The following is a 25,420-nucleotide window of genomic DNA, read 5'->3' as shown; positions in this document are numbered from 1 at the left end:
TCTGAATTTTACTTTTAAACCTATTGGGGAATAATATCATTGGCTGTTTTCGGCTCGGGCTTCTTAAAAAGTGTCTTTGTATCAGGATGCTGCTTCCAAAGTTTTCTTTTTGTTTCATCAAAGTCGTGATTTTTTACAGGCAACGCGGCGCCGGTGTCTTTCTGCCAGGCTTTCAGTTCTGTTTTCAATTCCATTAGCCTGACAATATTTACTTCGGCCAAATTATTTGTTTCTGAAATATCTTCTTTCAGGTTATACAATTCAAAAGAACCGTCAACCAAATTTTCTATCAGTTTCCAATCGCCTTTTCGAATAACACTTTTGGGCACATCGTGATGGTACACCGGGTAGTGCCAAAACAACGCCCGTTCAGGTTCTCTGTTATTTCCCATCAGTTCAGGAAGAATGTTCTTTCCGTCGAACACCTGTGTTTCGGGCATGTTGGCTCCTGCCAGTGCCATAAAGGTGGGGTAAAAATCAACGCTGCTGATTAATGCATCAGAAACCAAACCTGACTCTATTTTACCGGGCCAGCGTACAATAAAAGGTTCGCGAATACCTCCTTCGTAAACCGTACCTTTTTCGGCCCGTAACGGAGTATTCGATGACGCAATGTATAACAACGAATCGTTTTCGTAAATATGTTGTTTGGAATCATCAATTAGTGGAATCTCATCGAAACGGCTCTTTAACCCTCCATTATCGGAGAAAAAGAGAACAATTGTATTCTCGGCCAAGCCCAGTTCATCCAACTTATCGAGTACCCGGCCAACACTTTTATCAACACTTTCAACCATAGCCGCATAAATGGCATTACAAGGATAATTATCAACTTTCTCTTTTTTCAGGTACTTGTCGATTAAAGCCGAATCGGCGTCTAACTGCACATGCACATCGTAATGCGAAAGGAAAAGAAAAAATGAAGTATCCTTATTTTCTTCCAAAAAATTAACGCTCATATCTGTAAGAACATCAGAAAGCGGTTGTTTCGGGTTATTCACTTCGTAATGAGGGCTAAACCTCGAATTAAAAAAGCCGCCGCCCTTGTATTCGTAAGCGCTATCATAACCACGTTTCGAGGGGTGATGCTCGTCCCAGAATCCCAGGTGCCATTTTCCGAAATACCCTGTTTTATAACCGGCAGTTTTCATAGCTTCGCCCAAAGAAGTTATGTCTGTTGGCAAGTGCTGCGTTCGGTTTTTGGGTACAACAACTTCCTCAAAAGGCCTCCAGTGCCCCGGAATAAAATCGATTACCCCAACTCTTGCCGGGTACTGCCCCGATTGTATACTGGCACGCGTTGGCGAACAAACCGGACAAGCAGCATAAGCATTGGTAAATCGAGTTCCCTCTTCGGCCAGTTTGGCTAAACGTGGTGCTTCGTTAAAGCGGTTTCCGTAAACCGGCAAATCAGCCCAGCCCATATCGTCGGCCAGAATAAAAACAATGTTGGGCTTGTTTGTTTTTTGTTTCTCTGTTTTTTGCAACGAACAAGAAAACAGTAATCCTGCCACGCCAAATATAAGTATCCAACAAACTTGTTTCTTCATTTCAGCTTTATGTTTTGTTTACTTTAAAATGCCTTCCGATTTCATTAAGAAGTGAAGTTTTTCGGTTACAGATTCATTTTCATCTGCAATGTTTTTATTCTCGTCCTTGTCTGTATTATGGTTGTAAAGCATTTGCGAAATTCGTTCTCCCTTAACCCGGTATTCGGTATAAAGGTAGTCTTTGGTTTTTACCGATTCGCCATTTTTAAAGCGTGAAAATACAGCTTCTTTCCATTCTGTATCAGGATTTCCGAGCAATGGTTTCATACTTTTCCCCTGCAGATGTTTGGGTATTTCAATACCTGCCAGTTCGCAAATACTCGGGAACAAATCAACAAATTCAACCAAAGCCTCAACCTTTGCATTTTTAGCAAAACCCGGAGCCCGAATGATTAAGGGTACTTGTAATGAGGTATTAAAATTACTGTGCTTACACCATAAACCGTGCTCGCCCAGTTGCCAGCCATGGTCGCCACACAAAATAACCACTGTATTTTTATCGAATTCCAGTTGCACCAGTTCGTCTAATATCCGACCAATCATGGCATCGGAAAAACTTACGCATGCATTATAGCCATGAATAAGATTACGTGCCACTTCGTCTGACACTGGCCCGGTTTGTGGTATACCGGTGTACTGTTTTCGTAACTCTCCCCAATTGTGAAGTGCTTCTTTCGGGCATTTTTCGGGAGCAAAAGGATTTTTTGCCAATTCAATTTTGTTGTGGTCGTACATGTCCCAATATTTTTCGGGAGCAATAAACGGCAAGTGGGGTTTTGTAAAACCGGCTGTTAAAAAAAAGGGGTCCCCGCTTTTTTTCAGGTTTCGCAGGTCGGCAATAACCTTATTGGCAATTTTTCCCCCCTGAAGCGAATCATCAGGAACCTGGGCAATTTCCCAGGCAGCGGCCATCCCTTTTGTCTTCATCAGCTCAATATTTTCAGGCGTTTTATAATCTCTGAAATCTTTGGGCTTGTAATTGTCGTCCCACGAAGCTGCATTATCAAACTGATGATGATATATTTTTCCGTTACTTATGGTTTTGTATCCGTTTTGTTTTAAATAGCCCGGAATATCAACTAAATCCGGAACATCTTTCTCGGCCCAGGTAGCGGCATTGGTAAAACGGCTTGCAGTTGGCCTTGTGCCTGTTAATAAACTGGCACGTGATGCCCCACAAACCGGAACATTACAATAGGCGTTGTGGAACAACAATCCTTCTTCGGCCAGCCTGTCGATATTGGGACTCAACGTTTCAGCATTCCCGTAACATCCCAATTGTGGCCTCAAATCATCAACGATAATAAACAGAAAGTTAGTCTTCGTTGGTTGAGCTTCCTGCCCAGGAGAAACAATGCAAAACAACTGCAGGGCAATAAAACCTATAATTCCTAAAATATTCTTCATGGGAACCTACTTATTTAAAGGTAAAACACGAAATGAATCAATACGAATAAGTTCCTTTTCAGAACTACCTTCAAACACAAACGATACAGAATATTCGCCCTCGGGGGTGTGATTTAAGGGAACAATAACTGTTTTGTATGTTTCCCACGAACCGGTTGTTCCGAAGGTTGCCCTGCCAATTTCAGGCCCATTTGGGTTAAAGGCTTTTACAATAATATCGCCTCCATTGTTATTATCGCAAGCGTAGGTAAATTCAATCTGAGCACTGTAGGGCATGTTTCTTACGTTTGTAAAATTCAGGTAATCGCCATTTTTAAGGTTACGAATAACAAACTGGTTTTCTTTAAACTCATACTTTTCGGGGCCATCGGGCATTCCCATAAACCATTCGGCCTGAATTGCCGGCCAGTTGGCATCAAATTGTCCTACCCCGTTTTCGGCAATAATATCTTCCATCGGAGCAATTGTACCGTCTTTTTTATAATGCACATAGGCTAGGGAACAAAAGCGATAACGCCTGCGCATATCTTCTTTCAAAGCAGTATAATTTACAAAATTCTGGTTGTTAAAGTCGAAATAGCCCAGATGACCTTTTGCACTGGCTTCGCCAATGTAAGTGTAGGGGCCATAAATATTTTTTGAAATGGCGTAAGGGCTTCTCCACGAAAGGTAGTAATAATCGCCGTGTTTATGAATAAAAGAGGCATCAACAGGAATTACTCCTTTTGAATAATCGCCGATAACCTCAAGCTTACGCGGTTCTTCTTTTAACGAAACCATATCATCGTTAAGCGCAACAATGTAGTAATTTATTTTTTTGTTTTTATGATTACCAAATGACATGTAGGCTTGTCCATCGTCGTCAATAAACACACAATTATCATATTCGTGCGCATCGGTAAGTTCTTCAGGCAGCAGGGGTTTTCCCAAAGCATCTTTCCATGGCCCCCGGGGCGAATCGGCAATAGCAACGCCCGTGTTTTTATTAAAATTACTGAAATACCAATACCACTTTCCGTTTCTTTCAATACCGTGACCGGCAAAACATTTGTCACTCTCGCCCATGTATAAATCTTTGGGGTCGAGCATACTTTCAAACTCCCAGTGTACCAAATCGGTTGACGAAAAGCAACGCCAATAAGGCATAATAAAGGTTTGTATGTCGAAATTATAGGGTTCTACATCGGTGCCGCCAAAAGCATAAGCCCTTTCGCCCACCTGAATAATATTCAAATCGGGCCAGGAGAATGGCGGATTTATTGGAGTCTGAGCATGTAATTGCTGTGTAAAAAATATAAGTATAAAACTATAGGTAAATTTTTGATACATTCTTTTCATTCTCGTTTTGCTTATAAATTTCGCTAATTACACTGTAACTTTTTGCATCAATGTACTCTCGTTTGAAAGATTTGAGCGTTTCTCAATAATTCACTTCAATTTTATAATTGTCACACAAGTGATCGTTCACAAGGAAATACCTGTTTCCGTCTACAGAAAGGGAAAGGTAGTTAATTTTTAATCCAGATATTGACCAAATTCTTTCTAGAAGCACTTCTATCCGGTACGTAAATATCGCCTGCGGAGTTTAAAGAATTATATGTAAGGTTTTATCGGATCGTTAGTCACCAACTATTTTGAAATAATCCCCACAAAGCCACCACCAGGTGCACAGGTAATTGAAAGATGATCTTTTGATTCAATTTTCATTTCTTCAAATTCTAACTTTGTTGCATCTTTTTTTGTGGCTTCACAGTCACGATATATTCTAAGATTGTTTATACCATCAGGAAGAAAACCGAGATCGATATCGAAAGTTCGTCCATCGCTGTTTGTCATTCCGGCAATAAACCATTGATCTCTGCTTTTACGGGCCATAACAATATATTCACCTATTTTTCCCTTTAATACCCGGGTATCATCCCAAACTGTTTTAACTTGTTGCAAAAAGTCTACACATTGTTGATCTGAGTAGTTCTCCGGGTGATCGCAAACGGTTGTTATCGGGCTATCGAACACCACAAATTTAGCCAGCTCGTGACAGCGTGTTCCCATAACCCTGGTGTTTATCTGAGGTTTAAACTCTCCTTTTAATGAGTTTCTAAAACCTCCCGGAGTGTAATCCATAGGCCCTGCCAGCATTCTTGTAAACGGCAATGTTACATTATGTTCAGGTGTTACCATATACGACCACTTATTGTACTCATTCCCTAATACACCTTCGCGTGTCATCAAATTAGGATAAGTTCGTCTAAAACCGGTAGGTTTATAAGCACCATGAAAATTCACCATCAAATGGTGTTTTGCTGCTAGTTTTACTGTATTATGGTACCATTCCACCATTTCAGCGCCATCTAACGCCATAAAGTCAATTTTTACACCGGCAATTCCCCAGCTTTCATATAATTGAAAAGCTTTTTCCATGTTACGAGTCACATCAGTCCAATATAACCACAACCATAACTTTACATTTTTTTGTTTGGCATAGTCAATAATCATCGGCATATCCAGTTGGTCGGCAACAGTTGTAACATCAGCTTCCGGTTTATTATACATACCGTACCATTGCCAATCGATAAGCATATAAGGAAATTCATTTTCTGATGCCAGATCGATATATTTTTTAATCTCTTCGTTTTCCATCACCACCCCGCGGCTCCACCAGCTGTCCCAGGCACACAGACCTGGTTTAATCCATGAGGTATCTTCAAGCTTACATGGAGGATTCAAATTCATGACAATTTCTGACTCAACCAAATCACCAGGTGTTTTGCCCAACATGATTACTCTCCAGGGCGACTGATGTGGTAACTCCAGCTTGCATACAAATTTATCTTCAGTTCCATCGTTTTTAATATTCGAAAGTTCCGTTCTAAGCTCTGTTTCATTTTTTGTTGTCTTCAGATACATGCCCGACCATTTATCCAAGTGAGCTTCAGTAATTGCCGCATAACAATCTTCAGCAACTTTTAAAGTCATCGGTAAACCATAGAGGCCATCTGGAGTTAATTCACTCAGCATATTCTTGTTAAATGGTTCCTCCTGGTGCGACGCGAAGCTTTTATAATCCGCAACCCAGCAGGTTACATCCGATGTAAAATTAAATGTAGTTAGTTCCTTTTCGAGGTTACACTTCTGGCGGTCAGCTCCCAATGGAACAATGTAACGAAAGGCAATTCCGTTGTTATATGCCCTGGCAATAATTTTAAATGCTCGTCCAGGATACTTTTCTTCCTTAAAATCAACTGCTAATTCATTGTAATGATTATGGATGTATTCATGTTGTTTTTGCATTGGTTGCCAGGTTTCATCTACTTCTTTGATATCTGAATTTACTACTTCCAGTGAACTGCAAAATGCCGGTGCGCTAACCATTTTTAAACCCAGTCTCCCGTTCTGGATTATACCTTCCCCATTGAAATTAACAGCATAGGTTAAATTATCTCCAACATTTAAAATAAACTCTGATTTTCCATCAGGAGATTTTACAGAAACTTCTTTTGCATTAGCCAATAAGCCAGCAATGAATACTGAAATAACGATACTAATTAACTTTAACATGATACTATTTTTTTTAGTTTTATTTAATCCACTCAATGGAAAATACCCCTTCCTGCGCAACTAATTATTTCGTCGAGCTTCCCGGCACAAAGTGCATCTTCCATATAGTTACCACAGAACTGTTTGTGGAGTATAAGTTGGTCCGTTAGCGTATATATTCCCATCTAAATCAAATTCTATCGGATCAATTACCAACTGAGGAATTCCGTCTTCACCAATTCCATGACACGAGAGCCAATAACGACCGTCAGGTCCTTTAAATATTTCGTTATGCCCAACCTGGTTAAATGGATTTTCAGGATCTCCCTCCCATTCAAAGCCATTCTTTTCACATGCCTGCCTACTCATTGCTCCATAAAACGGATTATCGGGGTGTTTTGTCCAGGGGCCGTTAATTTGCGGAGCAGTGGCATAGCCAATTTCGTAACCGCGAGTCCAGCTTGAATAGAACAGGTAATAAGTTTCGTTATTCTTAATTACATAAGCCCCCTCAATACCAATTGCATCCCAGTCGTAATATTTTGCAACTTTGGGTATTGGACGGCCATCGTAACCAGGTTCGTTTACTAATTCTCCTTTGTCGTTGTATTCGTAATCTACCTTTGCCGGTTGAATGGCAGATTGTGGTTCTGTCAAGAAAGTTCCTGTTTCCAAATCAATTTGTGCAAAACCGATTCCAAATTCACGCCCCCGGTTCCAGAATGCCCAAACTTTGTTGTCATCATCTTCAAAAAAAGTGAGATCATTACCATTACAAAGTGGCTGCTTTTCTGTTACAACAGTATATGGCCCTTCAATGTAATCGGAAACGGCGTATCCGGTGTGCTGCCCGATGTAACCTAAACTATCGTTTCTACAGTTAAACAAGGCATAGTATTTACCGCCAATTTTCTGTATTTCTGGTGCCCAAAAACGATTGTAGTACCACTTATCTATCCCCGGGCGTTTCACAATATAATCTACAAATTGCCAGTTTGACAGGTCTTGCGACTTGTACAACACCACGCCTTTGTTTAGGTTACCATCGGTTTCCTGGCGGCTCCAGTGTGGATAGGATGTTCCGGTAAGGTACCACCAGTTGCCATCACGTATCACCTGGCAGTCGCGCAGGCCGTGTTCATCAATTCCATTTGAAATTGGGTTTTGGTACTCAAAAGTTTGTTTATTCATTGGTCCACAGGCGGTAAGAACAACCACAACCAATACCATAATAATTTTACTAATCAACTTCATTTTATCCTTTTTTTGCTATTTCAATATCGTGTTTTACCCATTCTGAAATCTTTTCCCAATCAACATATCCAACTCTGTTGGTCCAAATCGGGTTTATGTTTTGCTGAAGTGCTTTTTCTGTATATTCTTTCCAGGCATCCAGTGCGTGCTCCAACGCTTCAATAGCGGCTACCTGATACGATTTTCCGCCCGTTTTGCGGTAAAGTGCCAATTGGGTAGAGCCAACAATCTTATGAGCATAATATTTCCCCAGCCAGGCCATTGTGTTGATGTCTTGGACGGTCGCTTGCAGTTCCTTGCTGTTAATCGGAACAAAATTGTTGGTGATTTCGAGCGCTTTGTCTGCATGAGTATGCAGCAAAGCTGCAACCTGAATTGGCGTTAATAGTTCGGTAGTCCCTCCTTTCAGCCTCATTTGAACAAAATCGGGGATCGACTGGAATCCTGAATTTTCATGCGGAGGAAGACTAATAAACCGGTTAACATCGTGAAAGCCTGTTTCATTTTTGGCATATCCCGGCGTACTTCGGCAAGCCTCGACGTACCACTGAAAATCGAGCGGCCCCCAGTGAAATCCGGTCGTAACAGGATAAATCATCGAAGCCTCCTGCCAGGCGGCAAACAATTTAGCCGCATCTATTTCAGGAAACCGGTTTTGCAAAATCGCCGTAAATCGTTCATCCGAAAGTTCTGGATCGAAACCGAGCCGGCCCCACATCATCCAGTGGTACCAGTGTTTTGCCACTTCAATCTGACGCGGCGTTTCCGGTTCTTTCATGGTAAACTCACGTCCCCAAATCCATTGATCGGAACCGTAGTAAAATCCACGCGACACATCGTAAGGAATATTTTTGATGAACTCCCTCACAAAATCCGGCGCCCCCCAGCGGAAATAGTAATTGTCGTCATTTCGGAGCGTCCAGATGGTTTTCATATCACCAATATCCACTACAAAATCTTTGTGATACGGCTGCTCAGTTGCACTCATTACATGCGCTTTGGCATATTTAAAACTAAATAGAAATTCAATGTTTTTATGATCGATTACCGGTTTAAATTTCCGAGCAATATCCTGGGCACCCGTTTGGTGTTGCCGGTGGATGAATTTGAATTTACGATCGGGCATTTCTGCTGCAGCATCCAGAACTCCCTGCGCGTAAGTATCAAAAGCCCAGTCTTCCTTTTCTTCAAAACCGGCACCAGGCATATTCTCACCTGTAGTTAATCCTATTCCGGCCAAATCGGGATAAGTAACAAACATCTGCTTGACACTTTTTCTGAAATAATCGCGTGTAGTTTCATTATTTATATCATCTGTAATACCGTATTTCCCATCCGTACCATTCACAAAAATGTTCCAGGTAACTACGTAAAAATCAACATTCCGGCTTTTCCCATAGGCCATTACTCTTTTCCAGAATTCGATTTTCTCTTCAATGGTCATCGTTTTTACGATCTCAGGGTTTGCCAGAATCTCCGGTGCATCAAAACCAACGCCATTCAGACTATAACGTTCTGTCCATTGCACTGTTGAGCGCTGAACATCGTCGAGTGCCACATCTTCGTAACCCGGAACTTTCACCATCGACGGGAAAGGATGAAGACTCCACAACGAAATATAATTGTAGCGATACCGGGCTATGTTATCAATAAATTCCTTCCAGAAGTCAAAATTCCACATTTCAGGAATGTTCTTTTGAGCGGCATCACATGGATCGGTGTAACTTGGTGTTCGAACATCAAGTGGGATATTGAATTTAACACCACGTAGCTGCATATAAGGATTTTGCTTCACCTCTTTCACACCCTCAATTCCATACAGTTTTATCTGTTCGGCCAGTTCAAGTCCTCCGTACATGGCACCCGCTGCGTCAGCACCGCTTACCACAATCTCAGCATTGCCTTTTCGCTTAATCGTATACCCTTGCTTTTCTAATTCATTGTTTGAATTGATTTGCAGCGTAATTTTTTTTAAATCATTTGCCTGGTCAAGTTCATTGATTGCTGTTGTTAATTCAGTCACAGCAAAATCAATTCTGGGCCCCTTGTCGGCCTCAATCTTAATTTCGCCTGAGCACGACAAAAAAAACGGAACGAGTACGAGACAATAAATGGCGGTTAAAAGTTGTCGGTTTACAGTTGGTTTCATGAAATAATCATTTGGTTTTAAGTTTCTCTTTTAGTAATTCCATATACACACCGCCAACTACCGAACGAGCAATAAATCCTCTCCATTCGCCAGTTTTTGTATAGTACCAGTCGGTCATTGGAACCCGTTCCGGCGTTTCATTCAGGAAACGATAGACCGGTGTCATAAGTTGTTTGAATTCTTCCTGTGAATTAGCCAGCGAGGCGGTCCACAAAATCCAATCGAGTTTCGTATAACTATCACGGTTATCCAATGGTAGGCCGTAACGATTTTGTACTTTCAGATAATATGCTATTTCCTTGTTTTCAACCTCTTCAGGAAAAATATTAAACCCGAGAATATCGTCCCAAACCATATTGTATTTTTGCGACCAGCTGCCTTCGGCATCAAAAGCCAAACGATAGTGATCGCCGTCATCGGCAGCTTTTATCCATTTGGCAACCATTTCCCGTGCCTGGTTCTTGTACTGATCCGCATCACTATTCATTCCCTGCATTTCGCAAAGCATGGCATACGAAGCCAATCCCATTATCGCTTTTACCGAAAGATTGGCATTATGCGCCAGATGTCCGGCAAAATCATCGGTACAAAGCTGGTTATCCGGATCAAATCCTTTTTCTCTGAGGTATTCAGCCCACTTAGTTACAGTGCCCCAATATTTCTTTGCATATGCAGCATTTCCTTCCGTTTTGGCAATTGCCGCAGTTAAAATCAGCATATTACCACATTCTTCAACCGGCATTTGGCGGTCTTCACTTTCTTCTCCTCCACCGTATTTTTGTCCGTTACCCAACGGATATTTGCCAATATCGTGCGGGGCATAAGGCCACGGCCACCGACCTGATTCGGCATATTCAAAAATGGGAGTTGTCTGAGCTTTTATCAATTCCGGATTCAGGTATAAAAAGATAGGCGCTGCCGGGTAAAACACATCAACGGTACCCATCGAACCGTTACTGAAATTCTCTTTCGAGAAACACAGCGATTCTCCGTTTGCGTCTTTTACCACTTTATGCGCAGCCATGCTCTGCCGGTAAGCCAGTGCACAGATGGCAGCATATTCTTTTCCGCCTAGCTTTTCGGCTTTTTGCATCAGATCGGCATCGTAGGTATCGCACCGTTTTTTTATGGCCGGATACTCCTTCTCTGCTGTTTGAAGCAAATCGTTTATGCCATCAAATTTCTTTTTCCAATAGCCTTCCAAACGTTCTCCAAAATACTCTACTGAGTAAACATCATCGTAAGCCAGCATAAGGTGTCTTTCAACCTTTTTTGCTGCTGAAACTTCTACCGGAATGACATAGGCCAATACTTTTTGCCCCTCCACTACTCTTGTCTCCTGATCGTTGTTATTAATGGCGGGCAATTTCCCCGATTCAACAAATGCAGGCAATGCATCTTCGCTTCTTCCTGCAAAAAACTGGCTAATCGTACTTTGGCTAGCTGCCGCATATAAATATCCCCAATCAATCCGAATATCGTCGCCGCTTTTTTCCAGAACCGGTTGATCTACATTTCCAACTTTTAGAATTTGAAGTTCACCTTCACGGTATTTCTCCCATTTTACTTTTTGTCCTCTTGTATTAACCGCTGCCAGCGCCGAAATCTCAAAATAAATTTCAACTGCGTGAGATTTACCATCCAGCGAGCTTAGCTGCCAGGACACATATGTTAAGGGCCGGGAAACCATATCCAAATCGTCAATGAGTATCGGAGAAAGAAAATTCAGTTTAATTTCTGTACCGTCCTGCTGAAACAAAAATGTGGTTTGCGTTGGGCTTAATTTTGCTCCTGTTGATTTCGCTTCGGGAATAAAAGCCGGAGATTTACCCATCAAACGATAAGCTTTTCCATCAATTTTAATTGTACTGCGAATGGGCATAGGTTTTTGTGTCCAATGTGTCGTTTCCGTTCGGGTTGGCACTTCATCATTTATCCAAATACTAAAATACGGATCATGTGTAACCAACGGATAGGACGGTGCCCGAAAATACTGGGTTTGCCCAAACACATTTATACCGAGAAACAGAAAGATTTGAACGATTAAATTCAATTTGATATTTTTCATTCTCCCGACCTAAAATTGTTGAACTTCTTCTTTCCCAGGATAACGATAGGCTTCATCTTTTGCAGTAACCACTATATCGCCATTTACCTTTTTAATATCGAGTGGAACCAAAGTTAAACCTTGTTTATTTATGGTGTATGCCGTGTCGCTTAAATTTTTATTTTGAGCATCTCCAGGTTCGAGTGTTGGCATATTTGCATTATAAAAAGCCGTGCACCACCAGCGGCCTTCCTTATCTTTAAACGGAGTACCGTGCCCTAAAAAACGGCCTGCAAATTTTCGTTCATTGTATGGTCCTTCCAATTTATCAGAGGTACAGTAATACAAATTGTAAGTTCCATGGCGCATGGTATCGGTACTCCACGCTGTTCCAAACAAAATGTATTTGTTTTCAAATTTAATGATATAAGCCCCCTCGTGTCCCATCTTACGGTTCGATGGTCCAATATTAATCGGCTCTCCTTCAAAGGCAGTTAACTCTTTATTCAGCTTTTGAATTTGGGTACACCTCGAAACCAGCCAAACACTGCCATCGTCATCCTGAAAAAGCGTTGGGTCGTGTTGTTGTGCAAATTTTTCGTTCCAGCCCGAATAAGGCCCTTCTAGTTCTTCGCCTTGTGTTGTGGCAAAATTTCCCAATCCCGAATTAGAGGTATGCAAAACGTGCCATTTCCCGTTTATAAAATGAATTTCTGGTGCCCATAGTTTTAAGGGGTCAGTTAGTCCTTTTTGACTTTTACGTTCCTCCCAACGTTTGAGATAGTCGTTGTAATTGCCAGCATCTTTTGAAATATCGTAGTAATATCCGGCGAATTTCCAATCGGCTAAATCGTTACTTTTGTACAAAGGAGCTCCCCAGTTTATGCACTTCCGCTCGTCAATGGTTTCGCCATGTTGGGTCATGGTTAAGTAGTAATTGCCATCGGGAGCAAGCGTAATAAACGGATCGCGCTGCCAATCGTGAAAAATATGAACGGCCTTTTCATGAGCCTCAATAGCTTCCCTGATCGTTGAAATGGATTGAGTGTATTCCTGAGCGTTTAGGAATGTTGGAATAACCAGAATTAAGAATATTAGAATTTGCTTCATACTAATTTATTGTTGATTATGGTGCATGCCATTTTATCTTTCTTATTAACGGACGTGAATGCACCTTTTAATTCACTCCATTTGTTGTCCCCATGATAAATCTCCGGGATTATTTATAATGAACTCTTTAAAAGTTCTTTTTTTGTCTTTTCCATATTGTAACTTTCAGTTCCCACTCCAAAGTCCTTAATCAGACTACTACGACTCATATTTGCGAACTGCTTGCTGCCACTACTTCTCTCCTCGTTTTGTGTTTACAATTACAACACCATTTGCACCGCGCGAACCATACATCGCCGCGGAGGCATCTTTCATTACGCTGATGTTTTTAATATCGGAAGTGGCTATGTTTTCCAAGGAGCTCATAGTCGATTCTCTACCGTCAATTATTATTAAAGCTGCATTATCGCCTGTAAACGAGGCCGTATTTCGAATAACAATTTTTCCATTTTGTATCTGTAATCCGGGGAAATTGCCGGTTAGTATTTCATGAATATTTCGATACATTGAGTAATCGATCTCATCATCATCGATAGCTTTTATGGCGTACAATTTATCCTTATTATCAATATTTATGTATCCCATTGCCAAATTCTTATTTTCCTCTCCCGACTTCAATTTCAGGTTTACAAGCACATATTTGTTCTTCTTCTTAATTTTTATTTCTTCGGAATGAAAACCTTTGGCAGATACCTTAATTTTATCCTTTTGCTGACAACTAATTCTGAAATTCCCCATTGAGTCGGATCTAAATTGATTACCTGAACTTTCCACAAAAATTTCGGCACCAATTAAAGGAATTTCCTCGTGGGCAGTTATTTGTCCACGTATTATTTTTCCCTGACCGTATGATGAAAACAGTATAAAAAATAAAAACAATACAAGTAATATTCTTCGCATAATTTATTTTAGAAGTTACAGTAAAATCTTCTTTAATTGTTATGATATGGTTCGTACATAAAATATTCAAACCGGCACCAGTTATCCGATGTGTTTCCGTTAGAAGAGGCATACATTCCCACATAACTGCCGGTAAATCCTTTGGCAATTTCGGAACTCATAATTCGGGCATCTTGCAGGCCCCCAAGTTTTACCCATTTATTTTTCTTTGTTCCTATATAAAACTGAAAATTCCAACCACGAGCTTCGAGTCGTAAGAAATAATGATTGCCTGTTGGCACATTCACTCGTGCCACATTTTTTTCTCCATGTGGAGAAACATAATAAAGTGTTGCCATTGTTTCGTTTCCCGGTTTAGAAATTTCGACACGAATATGATTTGTGTTTTTTATACCGGTCATCAAACCGGCTACTTCAGTTTCATTTTTTGGATGAAAAAAAATTTCTGTTTCAACATTGAAATTATGATGTTGCTGCCTACGTGCAATAAAAGCGCAATGTCCTTTGTCGGTTGCCTTTGCAGGTAGCAGTTTTATATGAAGTTGTCCATCTACAATTTTGTACCAATCCAGATTTTCAGGTTCGTTGTAAAAATTGTATTGAAGCCCCAACGTTCCGTTCTGAAATTCATCAATATTGGCTCGTTGTTTTTCCGGACTCCAACTAAGATTTGGCCACTGGTCTTCCATTAGTGTTTTATTGCCTTTGTCAGGATTAGCTAACGGCCATTTCCTTCCCAATGAATCAGTTTTCCATTGAAGTGGCACCAAAAAGGTTTCGCGTCCCAGTTTATGTTTTCCATCTTGTTTTCTTACGCCCAAATGTACCAACCACCAGTCACCGTTTTGTGTTTCAACCATATCGGCATGTCCGGTTGCACTTATAGGAGATTGTTTATCGCGATGGGTTAAAACCGGGTTAAATGGGCAATATTCCCAATCTTCGGCAGATTTTTCAAGGTCATCGGTACGAAGAAAGGATACAGCATGGTTATCCCAAGTTCCCCCTTCGGCAATCATCAAATAATAAAAGCCATCAACTTTAAAAAGATGTGGACCTTCAGCATAATTATCTGGACCAACACCCGAACCATCGCAAATGTAGTTTCGTTCGCCAACGAACGATGCCTCCAATCTTCCTCCTCTATTTACCGGCTTCAAATCAACTTTCTGAATCCAAACCCAATGTTTAATCGTCCCCGATTTATTACGGTCGTTTGAAGCCAGCCAGCAAGTGCCATCCTCGTCCCAAAACAGCGAGGGATCAATTGCTGAAACTTTTTCCTTGTCGATATCGAAATATACCGCATCAGACCATGGCCCGGCAGGATTATCTGCTGTTACAAAAAACACTGACCCCGGGCGCTCGGTACAAATAACATAAAACTTCCCCTGATGATATCGAATAGTTGGAGCCCAAATATTTGGATTCGTACAGATTTGTCCTTTTCGATGAATTGCGTGACCGATGTGGTTCCAGTTAACCAGGTCGCGACTGTGCCAAACCGGAATTCCGGGCCACCACTCGAACGATGAGTTTACAAGGTAATAATCATCGCCAACCCTGCAAACCGATGGATCGGGGTAAAAACCCGGAATGATTGGGTTGGTATATGTTTCGAACTGTGCCAAACTGCACAGCGACAAAACACCAAAAACAACAATTAAAAATGGTTTCATCTCATTAAAATTGTCTATTCCATTTGTAGTCGATGTAACTCACGAAATATTTTACACATGCTTGTTTGTGAATTTTCATATCTTAAAATTCATTTTCGTTGCACACTGAAAAGATTTTATTTCCCTTCATATTTAAACCAATCAAATGAAGCAATTGCGTTGCTTTCTTCACCATTCGATGTGGCATACATTCCAACATACGGGCCATTAAAACCACCAGCTACCTCGTCGGAGATTAATGTAAGTTCTTCTTCTCCACCGATATTCTTCAATTCTGTTTCTGATTTTCCGAAACTAAATTCAACCCTGGTTTTATTGGCTTTAATTTTTAGAACAACCTCGTTTTCTGTACAATTTGTTCGTGCAACTTCTGTTTTAACTCCCTTTTTTGTTTTTACCAGAACTACTTCGCCCTTTTCTTTTACTAATTGAAAATGATTTTGGCTGTTGCGATAAATTATTATACCGGCCTGTTCGTTTGCTTTTTTTGATTTGAATGCAATTAAAGTTGAAGCTTCCCAAACATGGTCTTCAATTCTCCGGGCAATTAACGACGGATTCACCATACTGTCGGCCACTTCAGGACGGAGTTGTATGTTTAGCTTGTTATCTTTTAATTCGTACCATTTTTTGTAAGGTGTACGCAGGAAATTCCAATACAACTCCAATTCATTTTTTTCGAAATTGTCAGTTTCAGCTGGCTTTTCAACCGGGGTCCAAGGCAAATCGGGGCGTTTCTGTTCTTCCAGCAATTTGCCAACTCCGGGATTAAACACCGGTGTTAACACGCCTTCCTGCTCTTGAAATTCAACAGGCGCTAAAAAAGATTCTCGGGCCAGAAGCGTACTTCCATCAACTGATCGTTTACCCAACATTACTGCCCACCAATCGCCATTCTGTGTTTGCACCAAATCGGTATGTCCAACCGAATGAATTGGGTAATTCTGTCCCAAATGACGATGCGTTAGAACCGGATTGGAATGGTTCGGAATATATGGACCCCAAACACTATCGGAGTGGTGAACGGTAGTTGCATGGTGAAAGCCGGTGCCACCTTCAGCAACCATTAACATATATTTTCCACCAATTTTATACATGTGCGGGCCTTCGGTCCAGCGTGCATTTTTTGCATGACCATGGGTGAGTTGTTTTTGTGGCCCTACCAGCTTTTCCTGTTCCAAATCCAACTCTTGCATCCAGGCACCGTTTTTATCCGGCCAGTCGTTTACTCCGGTAATATTAGCATGCCCGGTGTAGTAACACGTTCCATCATCGTCCCAAAACAAATCGGGATCGATGCCTCGCGAGCCCAGCCAAACCGGATCAGACCATGGTCCGGCAGGATTGGTAGCAGTAATGTAAAAGTTCCCCTTACATTGCACACAGGTGTTTATAATATAGAAAACACCTTCGTGATAACGAATGGTAGGAGCATAAACGCCACGAGAGTCTCCCAGTCCAACGGGTAATTCAACTTGTTCTGGCCGATGCATTCCATATCCAATTAGTTCCCAATTTACTAAATCTTTGCTATGGTAAACCGGTAATCCAGGGTACCATTCGAAGCTTGAATTTACCAGGTAATAATCCTCACCAACACGACATATTGACGGATCGGGATGGTATCCCGGAAGGATAGGATTTTTGTAGGTTTCGGGTTGGGCAATTAGTGTGTTTCCAATTACGAACAGTACAATTATAAATATTAGTTTTTTCATATCTTTTAAGTTTCAAAATTTTGACTTTCGGCGATTATGTTATTCAATTAATGATTTTATTTACAGTTATATTTCGATTTCTTTTCCCGGGCTCCACAAACAACAAGGTTGTCGGTTCCAGCGGTGCGTCGATCGGAGTAAGCACGCACATTGATGCGGGCATTTTTTATTTCTCCGTTTAAGGTCATGGTTTCATCCCATAAACTTACCAGCACTGCGTTTGGATTTTTTATCTCGCAACCATCGATATTAACGGTTACTTCGTATTTACCTTTTCTACCCGAAATTACAGCCATATCGGAATTATTTCTTCCCGCTTCGCCAATAATTGTGAGGTTTTTAAATGTTCCAACAGCGCCATCAGAATAATTGCCCCAGCCCAGCTGTATGGGAACACAGTTTGTTATCATTTCAATAGTAGTGTTGGTAACTGTCATGTCGGCATAAAGCTTTATAGCATCGTCGCCGGTTGCGAAGTAACAATTATCAACAGTCGAGCCATCGCCACCTGCAAAACCATCACTGTGGTTATGATGTCCGCCTCGATAATCGATAAAATCGCAGTTTCTGATATGTGCCAACTGGTTGAAACTCCTTACAAAAAACGAATAGGGATTTATCATCGATAGGTTATTTATTCGAAGCACACCACCATGGTTTAAGATGTGGCTGTATTTCCAGGCAACAATTTTGCGGTTGTTGGCCCAGCTTTGCTCGGGTGTACCATAAATAACTGAGGTTTTTCGATTTTCACCTTCAATAATACAATCGTTGTAGGTATGAAATCCTGCTGTTACAGTTGTATTCTCGTTAATAACAATCTTTTTTACTTCGTTGGGTACATTCCAAAAATAATTAAAACAGGTGTCTTGCCTGTCGAATTCAAGCTTGCCTGAAGATTCGAAAGTTAGTGTTGCATTTTGAGCATTCCAATGGGTTGTCCCTGAATAATATTTTTGGAGTTCTTGCACTGTTTGTGCCCCGGCTCTGGCAGAAACTATTAGTAAAAAATGTGCAATAAACAAGCTTATATTTCGCGTCATATTATAATATTTCAATGGTAATATTTCTGTAAAAAATCTCGGCACCTTCAGCCTGTAATAGTATTCGTCCTTTTGTCAAGGCTTTCCATTCATTCAGATTTTCGTTCCAATATTTCATATCAAAGGCTCTATTTACAATTTTTCCATTCACCTCGTAAATGGCCTCATTGCCTTTCACTATGAGTTTTACGGTATTCCATCCAGGATTTTCCCAACAATAAGCCCGATGAAAACGCTGAAAACGATGTTCCTGGTTTCCACGGGTTATTGTATCGCCTTTTTCACTATAATTCCGAATTACATTTTGTACTGTAGATAATACACGTGTACCAATGGCCCACAAATCACCGGTGTCGCCTTCCTGTATCTGGCACTCAACCCCGTTGGGCCATATAACATCATCTCCATGCATATGAAAAATTATTCCGGCATCCCTTACAAATTCGTGGCGGGGCTGAAACTTCTTTTCGCCCCATTTATACTCCAGGGTTAGTATATAACTGCCATATTCTTCTTTGCTTACAATACCTCCAAACGACTGCAGGGATTGATCAGCTTGCTGTGCATACACATGTATCATCCCGTTTTCAACCGTAAAAAGATTTTTGTCTGTTCCCTTGTCATCTATTAAAATGTCCCAGTTATCAAGGTTTTCGCCGTTAAATAAATTCACTGATCCTTCTGTATTTATATTTTGTCCTTTTAGGGTGTTAAACAGGAGTAGATGAACGAACAATATTATTAAATGTGTGCGCATTAGTATTTATAAATTAATTCGAAAACTATTTTTCCCAAGGCAAACTCTCCATTCCATTTGGCCGGAATGCAGGAAGCTTATTGCCGGTATCTTCAGCACGTTTTTGTTTAGCCTGGTATTCTTCTCGCGTTTCCCATGGATTCCAGTACCACTCGCTGGGCTGATGTTCCTGCTTCATTATCTCTTCGGCTTCTTTTACTTTTTCGGGATAAAGTGCAGCCAGATTTCGTTGGGTATAAGTATCTTCTTCGACAAGGTATAATTCGGTTTTACTGTCAGGATTTTCACGGTAGGCCTTCCATGGCCCCATACGTACGGCTTGCTCACGGCCCTTTGAAAAGTACATAAAATCATGCCCTTCAAAGTCATTCAGGTTTCCTTCCAGGGCAGGAAGAAGATTTACTCCATCCAATTCATATTCTTTTTCATTGATTCCTGCCAATTTACAGGCAGTTGGGAAAAAATCTGGTAACCACACAGGTTCGTTAATTACTGCAGGATTAAATTTTGCAGGCCAGCTAACAAAAAAAGGAATTCGGCAACCACCTTCCAAAACTGAAAATTTTCCTCCGGTAAAAGGGCCTTTGTTTTGTAACCACGGATCATTGGGCCAATGCGGGGCATTGCCTCGCTCGGTATATCCACACATCGAGTACCCGTTATCAGAAGCAAAAAAGATAATGGTGTTTTCGTACTCACCTTTCTCCTTTAAGTATGAAGTGAGTTCGCTTACAAAATTATCCAGTTTTATAACCATCGCTCCCCATTCTCGCGAAAGCTGATTCACTTCCGGGTAATCTTTCATTTCTCCCAAGTCGTCTGTAATAACAGGTCCATGTGGTAACTGAGTAGCATAATAGAGAAAAAATGGTTTCCCAGTTTTCTCAGGTAAATTTTTATCTAAAAAACTGAATGCTGCTTTTTGAATTTCATTTTCCGAGTATGTAAATCCCTTGGGATCTTTTAATTCTTCAATATAAAGTTTTCCATTTTCATCGTAGGTATTCTGGGCTTTATTTTCTTTGTAATCATAACGACGTGCCATGTCAAAACCCTGATTTTCGGGGTATTCAATCATTTTATCGTTTTCGCGCAAATAATATGGAATATATGTATGTGCACGGGTTTGGTCGTAAAAGCCAAAAGCATGATCGAAACCTTGTTTATAGGGAACACCTTCAGTCCCGGGTAATCCAACTCCCCACTTGCCTGTAAAGGAGGTATTGTAACCCGCTTCTTTGAGTACTTTCGCAATGGTTAGATCCTTGTCTCTTAAATTATCCTGACCACGTGCGCTTGAGTTGGTTCTGACAGAAGAGTGTCCCGTATGTTTACCGGTTAATAAACTACAACGCGAAGGAGCGCATTCAGGTGCAGCGGCATAAGCTTGGGTAAACCTTACCCCGCCTACAGCCAACGCGTCAATATTTGGTGTTTGGTAACGTTCCTGCCCATAACAACTCAAATCCCGATAACTCATGTCGTCCGCAAGAATGAAGATAATATTAGGTTGTTCTTTTTTTTGTGCAAAACCACTGTACCCAATCTGCACAAAACAGATGATTAAAATAAAAATGTTATTCCTTATCATTTCGATCAGTTTTTAGTGATCCTAAAAAATAAGGAGCACTTAATGTTATTTTGTTTCTCATATTTTCTTCCACCTATCGTTAATTACCAGATTGGATCCGGTTCATATTCTTATGCCTTGCAAACCTATTCGTCTATTAAATAAAAGTTGTGTATTAAATCACATAAAAGCCTTATTACTTTTGTCTTGAACAAATTTTATGATGTTCTAAAATTTCATTTATCTGTTCATAATCAATTTGATCAATCCAATGGACCTTTTCAGAGAAAGAAAGAAATTCCAACTCCCTCAGTGGACATTCCTTATCTCTAATTTTACCTTTTGGACATTCATATGCAAGGCCACAAACTATAATTATTGGGAGGCTACATTTATCCATGTTAGATAAGCATGTAATTAATGTCTGATTTTTCAAAGATCTATTACCCTGCGGCAACCAATATCCTTCTCAACAATTCTTTATGAATCCGCTCCGACCAATTCTTAAACTTCTCTTCGTTGGCTTTTTCTACTTCCGGAGGGTTTGCTCCGTTATTTTTTAAATCTGCCAGTCGTACTCCCCAATTTTCAAGCAATACCCAGTAAGTAGCAGAATCAGAATGATCTACTGCATTTTGTACAAATTTTCCCTGAATGAACTTCTGCCCAAGCGCACTTCCTGCAAACTGCTTATAATATTCTTCGCCTTTGGGGCTTCCACTAACGATTCCATGCTGACCAATCGCACCACATTCGTAATATTTTATATAACCATTTAATGCCACTAATTTCAAATAAGCACAAGCATCGGCATCTTCCCGGCAGTTGGCAACATCTTCAGGGTGCTCCGGAGATCCCTGATGCCAGGGAGAATTGGTCCAGTGGGCGATAAAACGAAGTTTATTAAGGATATCCTGCCTACCGGTTGAGATGCAATGATTCACTAAAATTGCTGGTTCGGTAAGCGAGCCCCAACACAAAACATTAATAATTCCGTCTTCATCAGCTGCCAAATCAAATAAAGATTTAACAGTTGCATAGTTGGCTATCGATGTATATTCATAGTCGGGATTATAACGTTCTGCCGATTCTTTTATACATGATTGCACAAAATCAACCTTTTCAGGAAAGCCGCCGATTACTTTGTTCAGGTTTTTTACATCTTTCTGATAGGCTTCACCCCAAAAACGGGTTGCCCATTCGCCCTGATGTGGCGTTGTTTTGTGTTCTTTTCTGTGCGTACTGGCAACCACAATTCCTTTGGTATCAAACATATTCGCCATTAGCAGGTAACCTGCCATTGCCGAAATATCATCGGGATCGTTTATTGTTCCCATATGGTTGTTTCCGGGCAGGGTATTGTCTGTCATATCTGTATAAATCCACACTTTTGGTTTTTGGGCTTGAGTTTCCAACCCAAATAATACTAATGCTGCAAATACAAATTGCTCAATCATTCTTATCCAATTACTCATATTCAAATTAATTTCTAACAGATTGGTTATAATTCAATATAAGTTCTGATAATGTATCCACAATCTCCGGATACTCATCATATACATTTCTTGTCTCCTCAATATCGTTTTTCAGATTAAACAGTTCTGGTTCGCTATCTTCGGTAATATTTCTAGCTCCGCTATGAGGCAAATATTTCCATTCTCCTTTTCGCACTCCAACAATCTCAGTTCCTTTTGTATAGTACACAATCTCTTGGGATAAATCCATGTCGGTATTCTCCAAATGCCTCGAGATATCTTTTCCGTCAATTAAATTTTGGGGAATTTCAACTCCTGCATAATGAGCTATAGTTGGCAGAAAATCAAGCGTTGAAATTATCGCATCACTTGTTTTTCCTTCTTCCCATATTCCGGGCCACCGCATTACACATGGTACTCTAACTCCTCCCTCGTAGTTGGTAAACTTACCTCCCCGAAGCGGATCCGCACTCCCGGCCATATCGCCATATCCTAGCCATGGTCCATTGTCTGAAGTAAAAAACACCATCGTATTTTTATCTAAATCATTTTCTTTCAGAAAAGACATTAATTTACCCACATTCCAGTCAATTTCATCAACAACATCGCCATATAAACCACGCTCACTGGTTCCTTCAAAGTCGTTTGATGCAAATAAAGGTATGTGTGGCATATTAGGAGTCAAGTACACAAAAAAAGGATCTTTACCAGCTTTGTCAATGAAATTTATAGTTCTTTGAAAATACCTTCTTGTTAGCGTACCCTGATCTGCAGGATATTCAACAATTTTAGAACCTTCGAGTAATGGCACCAGGTTTCTCAATCCTTCTTCCTCTATCTCTTTCCGTGTATGTGAAGCATTGAAAGCAATATCTTTTTTTGCCTTTTCAAGTGTATAACCGTTCGTAAATACAGCATCAGGAGAAAACTCCTGTGCAGGACCCAGATGCATGTCATTGCTGTATGGCAATCCATAGTATTCATCGAAACCCTGTGCCATTGGCAGACTTTGCTCCTGATCGCCAAGATGCCATTTGCCAAAACACGCTGTTTTATATCCAGCTTGTTTTAAAAGTTCGGCAATTGTAATTTCTGAAGAACGCATGCCTTTTGCTCCGGGAAGTAAAACACCTCCAATACCATTACGTGCCGAGTATCTGCCGGTTAAAATGGATGCACGGGATGGACAACAAACCGAAGCCGTTACATAAAAATTTGTAAAACGTGTGCCTTCATTTGCCATTTGATCCAAATTTGGTGTTCTAATATTTGGAGAGCCAAAACATCCTAAGTCCTGGTATCCCTGATCATCAGTGAAGATTATAATTACATTTGGCTTTACTAATCCATCATCCGTTTTTTTGCAAGACATTGCACCTAAACAGATAAAACTAAGGATAACCCAAATTGCATTAAGTTTCATATAATATATTTTTGCGAGTGGCTTTATAAACAATTATTTGAATAAAATATTTTTAACCTGAAAATCACCAATAATAAAATCGTCAGAGGTAATATTCTGGTTGTTTATTTTTATGTTTTTCAGCGTAATATTCTCAATCCAGGAAGTAGAAGCCTCATCATTGCTTTTGCCTTTACTTGAAATAACAGTGCTTTTATGCAACACCGGCCCCGTAACATTAATATTCTCAAAAGTGATGTTACGGAATGACCCTAAATCGCCACCACCGTTTGTTTCAAGGCGAATTAAGCTCCACACCGGACCTTCAATATTTATATTTTTGAAATGAATGTTTTCAATATCGCCGGGTCCCTTTTTTCGAGAGCCAAAAACCATTCGGTTATTTGCCTCTTCCACATGGCCTACATGCAAAATGTTGCAATCATGGATAAATCCTCCACCCTGTGTTTTAGGTGCACTTCCCCAGGCAAACTGAAATACGCAACCATTGTTTCCCTGCCAGAAATTACAATGGTGAACGTGGCAATTATTTGGTGTTACATAGATCGCATCATCATTGCAGTGAAAGAAACAATCGAAAACGGTAGTATTAGCTTGTCCTATTCCAGAAAAGCCATCTGTATTGTAAGGCCACGAGCCAACCATTTTCACATTATATATTGTCATTGGTACACCAGTTGCCCGAATGAAAAACTGACGCGGACTTGCAATGGTAATTCCCTCGATTGTTAAATTATCGCAGCCACTTCCGGGATAATTGGCAAATGCATTCCAACTGGAATCATTCTGGGTGCTGAGCATATTTATTGCATGATAACGCATTCGTTCTACAATACGTTTGGAAAAACCTGTTTCACGTTTCAAAGCTAAAACCGCCTTTCTCGAAATTGCATCACCAGCCAGGATTCCGCGCCCTCTGATGGTAACATTGGGCGCCATATACCCATGGATCGTACCCAATAAATACGAACCTCCTTCCAGATAAATGGTCTGGTTTTCGTAAATCTGAAAAGCTACACCTATATGATGTACCCCGGGTTCAAACCATACTACTGAAGCTTTTTTTACTTTTTCTGTTAAGTCATCACAATTGTCTCCTTCTTTTATTATTAAAGTTCCAATAGCATTTTTATCAGGGACACCTTGTTCGGGAGCATCCGCAAATAAAAACAGGGGATTCAGGTAATCGTTATTTAAAACGATGCCCAGCTTTTGTGGATTTTCGAGCGAAAAAAAGAGTGTATTTCCTTCAATTTTGCCCTCAATTCCGGCGGAAGAAGGAAGTATTTTAAATGAATTGATTGATTCTTTTCCAGTAACTTTTACCTGTACTTCTCCTGAAAAGGAAAAGCAGGTATATGAACATGACTGCTGGGTATCCATCCGTTTTTCCTTTCCTCCAAAATAAAAATCCCGAAGAACAGGGTTCGAATTAATTCCTCTTATAACCTGACTTTGGATGGCCTTTGCATTATCAGCATCATTGTCAAGCGGAGAACTGTAATATACAAAAGAGCTTTTTGAGGTTCCATTTTGACTTACATCAACCGAAAAATTTTGTGACTTTTTTATGCCACCGGGAGCTGAATATACTTCGAGAATAGGATTTTCGGCCCAAAGTTGAGTTCCTAGCAACAGCAAGACCAATACAATCGAAATTAACTTCATTGTGGTTTATTATTGATTTAATAACAATCAAAATAAGAGGATTTAGATGAAACCGAATTGCTCAATTGTCCAAGATTATTGATTTGCAGTACAAATTTATGGCTATGAAAAATGCAATAGATATACAAAGAAG

Annotated in this window: 17 protein-coding genes; all 17 read right to left on the bottom strand. The window is 40.4% G+C overall.

The window, feature by feature from the left end:
- Positions 1-20: 20 nt before the first annotated feature.
- The gene (locus LH29_RS07650) at positions 21-1,550 is read right to left on the bottom strand and encodes a sulfatase (RefSeq protein ID WP_045027393.1); all 1,530 of its coding nucleotides are present in this window, start codon (positions 1,548-1,550) and stop codon (positions 21-23) included.
- 18 nt (positions 1,551-1,568) lie between these two features.
- Positions 1,569-2,957 (bottom strand): sulfatase, encoded by a 1,389-nt coding sequence (locus LH29_RS07645; RefSeq protein WP_052670671.1) that lies wholly within the window; start codon positions 2,955-2,957, stop codon positions 1,569-1,571.
- A 6-nt stretch (positions 2,958-2,963) separates the two neighbouring features.
- On the bottom strand, positions 2,964-4,295 hold the full coding sequence (locus LH29_RS07640; RefSeq protein WP_082063472.1) for a family 43 glycosylhydrolase: 1,332 nt from the start codon (positions 4,293-4,295) through the stop codon (positions 2,964-2,966).
- 291 nt (positions 4,296-4,586) lie between these two features.
- Entirely contained in the window at positions 4,587-6,515 is a 1,929-nt protein-coding gene (locus LH29_RS24250) for a glycoside hydrolase family 97 protein (protein ID WP_082063470.1), read from the bottom strand.
- A gap of 108 nt (positions 6,516-6,623) precedes the next feature.
- Positions 6,624-7,748 (bottom strand): glycoside hydrolase family 43 protein, encoded by a 1,125-nt coding sequence (locus tag LH29_RS07630; protein WP_045027387.1) that lies wholly within the window; start codon positions 7,746-7,748, stop codon positions 6,624-6,626.
- Between the two features lies 1 nt (position 7,749).
- Positions 7,750-9,897 carry a hypothetical protein gene (locus LH29_RS07625; RefSeq protein ID WP_052670670.1) on the bottom strand — a complete coding sequence of 716 codons (2,148 nt, stop codon included), beginning with the start codon at positions 9,895-9,897 and terminating at the stop codon, positions 7,750-7,752.
- Positions 9,898-9,904: 7 nt separating this feature from the next.
- On the bottom strand, positions 9,905-11,965 hold the full coding sequence (locus tag LH29_RS07620; RefSeq protein WP_045027385.1) for a glutaminase family protein: 2,061 nt from the start codon (positions 11,963-11,965) through the stop codon (positions 9,905-9,907).
- 9 nt (positions 11,966-11,974) lie between these two features.
- Positions 11,975-13,054, bottom strand: coding sequence for a family 43 glycosylhydrolase (locus tag LH29_RS07615; protein ID WP_045027382.1), 1,080 nt, complete (start codon positions 13,052-13,054; stop codon positions 11,975-11,977).
- Positions 13,055-13,285: 231 nt separating this feature from the next.
- On the bottom strand, positions 13,286-13,954 hold the full coding sequence (locus tag LH29_RS07610) for a TonB-dependent receptor plug domain-containing protein (RefSeq protein ID WP_045027379.1): 669 nt from the start codon (positions 13,952-13,954) through the stop codon (positions 13,286-13,288).
- Between the two features lie 32 nt (positions 13,955-13,986).
- Positions 13,987-15,633: a glycoside hydrolase family 43 protein gene (locus LH29_RS07605; RefSeq protein ID WP_045027377.1), complete on the bottom strand. Its 1,647-nt coding sequence runs from the start codon at positions 15,631-15,633 to the stop codon at positions 13,987-13,989.
- A gap of 116 nt (positions 15,634-15,749) precedes the next feature.
- Positions 15,750-17,351 (bottom strand): glycoside hydrolase family 43 protein, encoded by a 1,602-nt coding sequence (locus LH29_RS07600; protein ID WP_045027374.1) that lies wholly within the window; start codon positions 17,349-17,351, stop codon positions 15,750-15,752.
- 56 nt (positions 17,352-17,407) lie between these two features.
- The gene (locus tag LH29_RS07595) at positions 17,408-18,394 is read right to left on the bottom strand and encodes a hypothetical protein (protein WP_045027372.1); all 987 of its coding nucleotides are present in this window, start codon (positions 18,392-18,394) and stop codon (positions 17,408-17,410) included.
- A gap of 1 nt (position 18,395) precedes the next feature.
- Positions 18,396-19,067, bottom strand: a complete 672-nt coding sequence (locus tag LH29_RS07590; RefSeq protein WP_198152368.1) for a 3-keto-disaccharide hydrolase — start codon at positions 19,065-19,067, stop codon at positions 18,396-18,398.
- A gap of 109 nt (positions 19,068-19,176) precedes the next feature.
- On the bottom strand, positions 19,177-20,742 hold the full coding sequence (locus tag LH29_RS07585) for an arylsulfatase (protein WP_045027368.1): 1,566 nt from the start codon (positions 20,740-20,742) through the stop codon (positions 19,177-19,179).
- A 422-nt stretch (positions 20,743-21,164) separates the two neighbouring features.
- Positions 21,165-22,196: a nucleoside hydrolase-like domain-containing protein gene (locus LH29_RS07575; protein ID WP_157493609.1), complete on the bottom strand. Its 1,032-nt coding sequence runs from the start codon at positions 22,194-22,196 to the stop codon at positions 21,165-21,167.
- 7 nt (positions 22,197-22,203) lie between these two features.
- Positions 22,204-23,619: a sulfatase family protein gene (locus LH29_RS07570; protein ID WP_198152367.1), complete on the bottom strand. Its 1,416-nt coding sequence runs from the start codon at positions 23,617-23,619 to the stop codon at positions 22,204-22,206.
- A 33-nt stretch (positions 23,620-23,652) separates the two neighbouring features.
- Positions 23,653-25,287, bottom strand: a complete 1,635-nt coding sequence (locus tag LH29_RS07565; RefSeq protein WP_045027359.1) for a glycoside hydrolase family protein — start codon at positions 25,285-25,287, stop codon at positions 23,653-23,655.
- Between the last annotated feature and the right edge of the window lie 133 nt (positions 25,288-25,420).

Origin of the sequence: Draconibacterium sediminis, from assembly GCF_000949475.1 — a bacterium.
Lineage (GTDB): Bacteria > Bacteroidota > Bacteroidia > Bacteroidales > Prolixibacteraceae > Draconibacterium > Draconibacterium sediminis.
Note: the sequence above shows the minus strand (reverse complement) of the source record. Positions and strands in the feature narration are given on the sequence as shown.

Bases quoted from the DNA above. Each gene is read 5' to 3' on its own strand.
- LH29_RS07650 (WP_045027393.1), bottom strand. From the start codon at position 1,550: ATGAAGAAACAAGTTTGTTGGATACTTATATTTGGCGTGGCAGGATTA.
- LH29_RS07645 (WP_052670671.1), bottom strand. From the start codon at position 2,957: ATGAAGAATATTTTAGGAATTATAGGTTTTATTGCCCTGCAGTTGTTT.
- LH29_RS07640 (WP_082063472.1), bottom strand. From the start codon at position 4,295: ATGAAAAGAATGTATCAAAAATTTACCTATAGTTTTATACTTATATTT.
- LH29_RS24250 (WP_082063470.1), bottom strand. From the start codon at position 6,515: ATGTTAAAGTTAATTAGTATCGTTATTTCAGTATTCATTGCTGGCTTA.
- LH29_RS07630 (WP_045027387.1), bottom strand. From the start codon at position 7,748: ATGAAGTTGATTAGTAAAATTATTATGGTATTGGTTGTGGTTGTTCTT.
- LH29_RS07625 (WP_052670670.1), bottom strand. From the start codon at position 9,897: ATGAAACCAACTGTAAACCGACAACTTTTAACCGCCATTTATTGTCTC.
- LH29_RS07620 (WP_045027385.1), bottom strand. From the start codon at position 11,965: ATGAAAAATATCAAATTGAATTTAATCGTTCAAATCTTTCTGTTTCTC.
- LH29_RS07615 (WP_045027382.1), bottom strand. From the start codon at position 13,054: ATGAAGCAAATTCTAATATTCTTAATTCTGGTTATTCCAACATTCCTA.
- LH29_RS07610 (WP_045027379.1), bottom strand. From the start codon at position 13,954: ATGCGAAGAATATTACTTGTATTGTTTTTATTTTTTATACTGTTTTCA.
- LH29_RS07605 (WP_045027377.1), bottom strand. From the start codon at position 15,633: ATGAAACCATTTTTAATTGTTGTTTTTGGTGTTTTGTCGCTGTGCAGT.
- LH29_RS07600 (WP_045027374.1), bottom strand. From the start codon at position 17,351: ATGAAAAAACTAATATTTATAATTGTACTGTTCGTAATTGGAAACACA.
- LH29_RS07595 (WP_045027372.1), bottom strand. From the start codon at position 18,394: ATGACGCGAAATATAAGCTTGTTTATTGCACATTTTTTACTAATAGTT.
- LH29_RS07585 (WP_045027368.1), bottom strand. From the start codon at position 20,742: ATGATAAGGAATAACATTTTTATTTTAATCATCTGTTTTGTGCAGATT.
- LH29_RS07575 (WP_157493609.1), bottom strand. From the start codon at position 22,196: ATGAGTAATTGGATAAGAATGATTGAGCAATTTGTATTTGCAGCATTA.
- LH29_RS07570 (WP_198152367.1), bottom strand. From the start codon at position 23,619: ATGAAACTTAATGCAATTTGGGTTATCCTTAGTTTTATCTGTTTAGGT.
- LH29_RS07565 (WP_045027359.1), bottom strand. From the start codon at position 25,287: ATGAAGTTAATTTCGATTGTATTGGTCTTGCTGTTGCTAGGAACTCAA.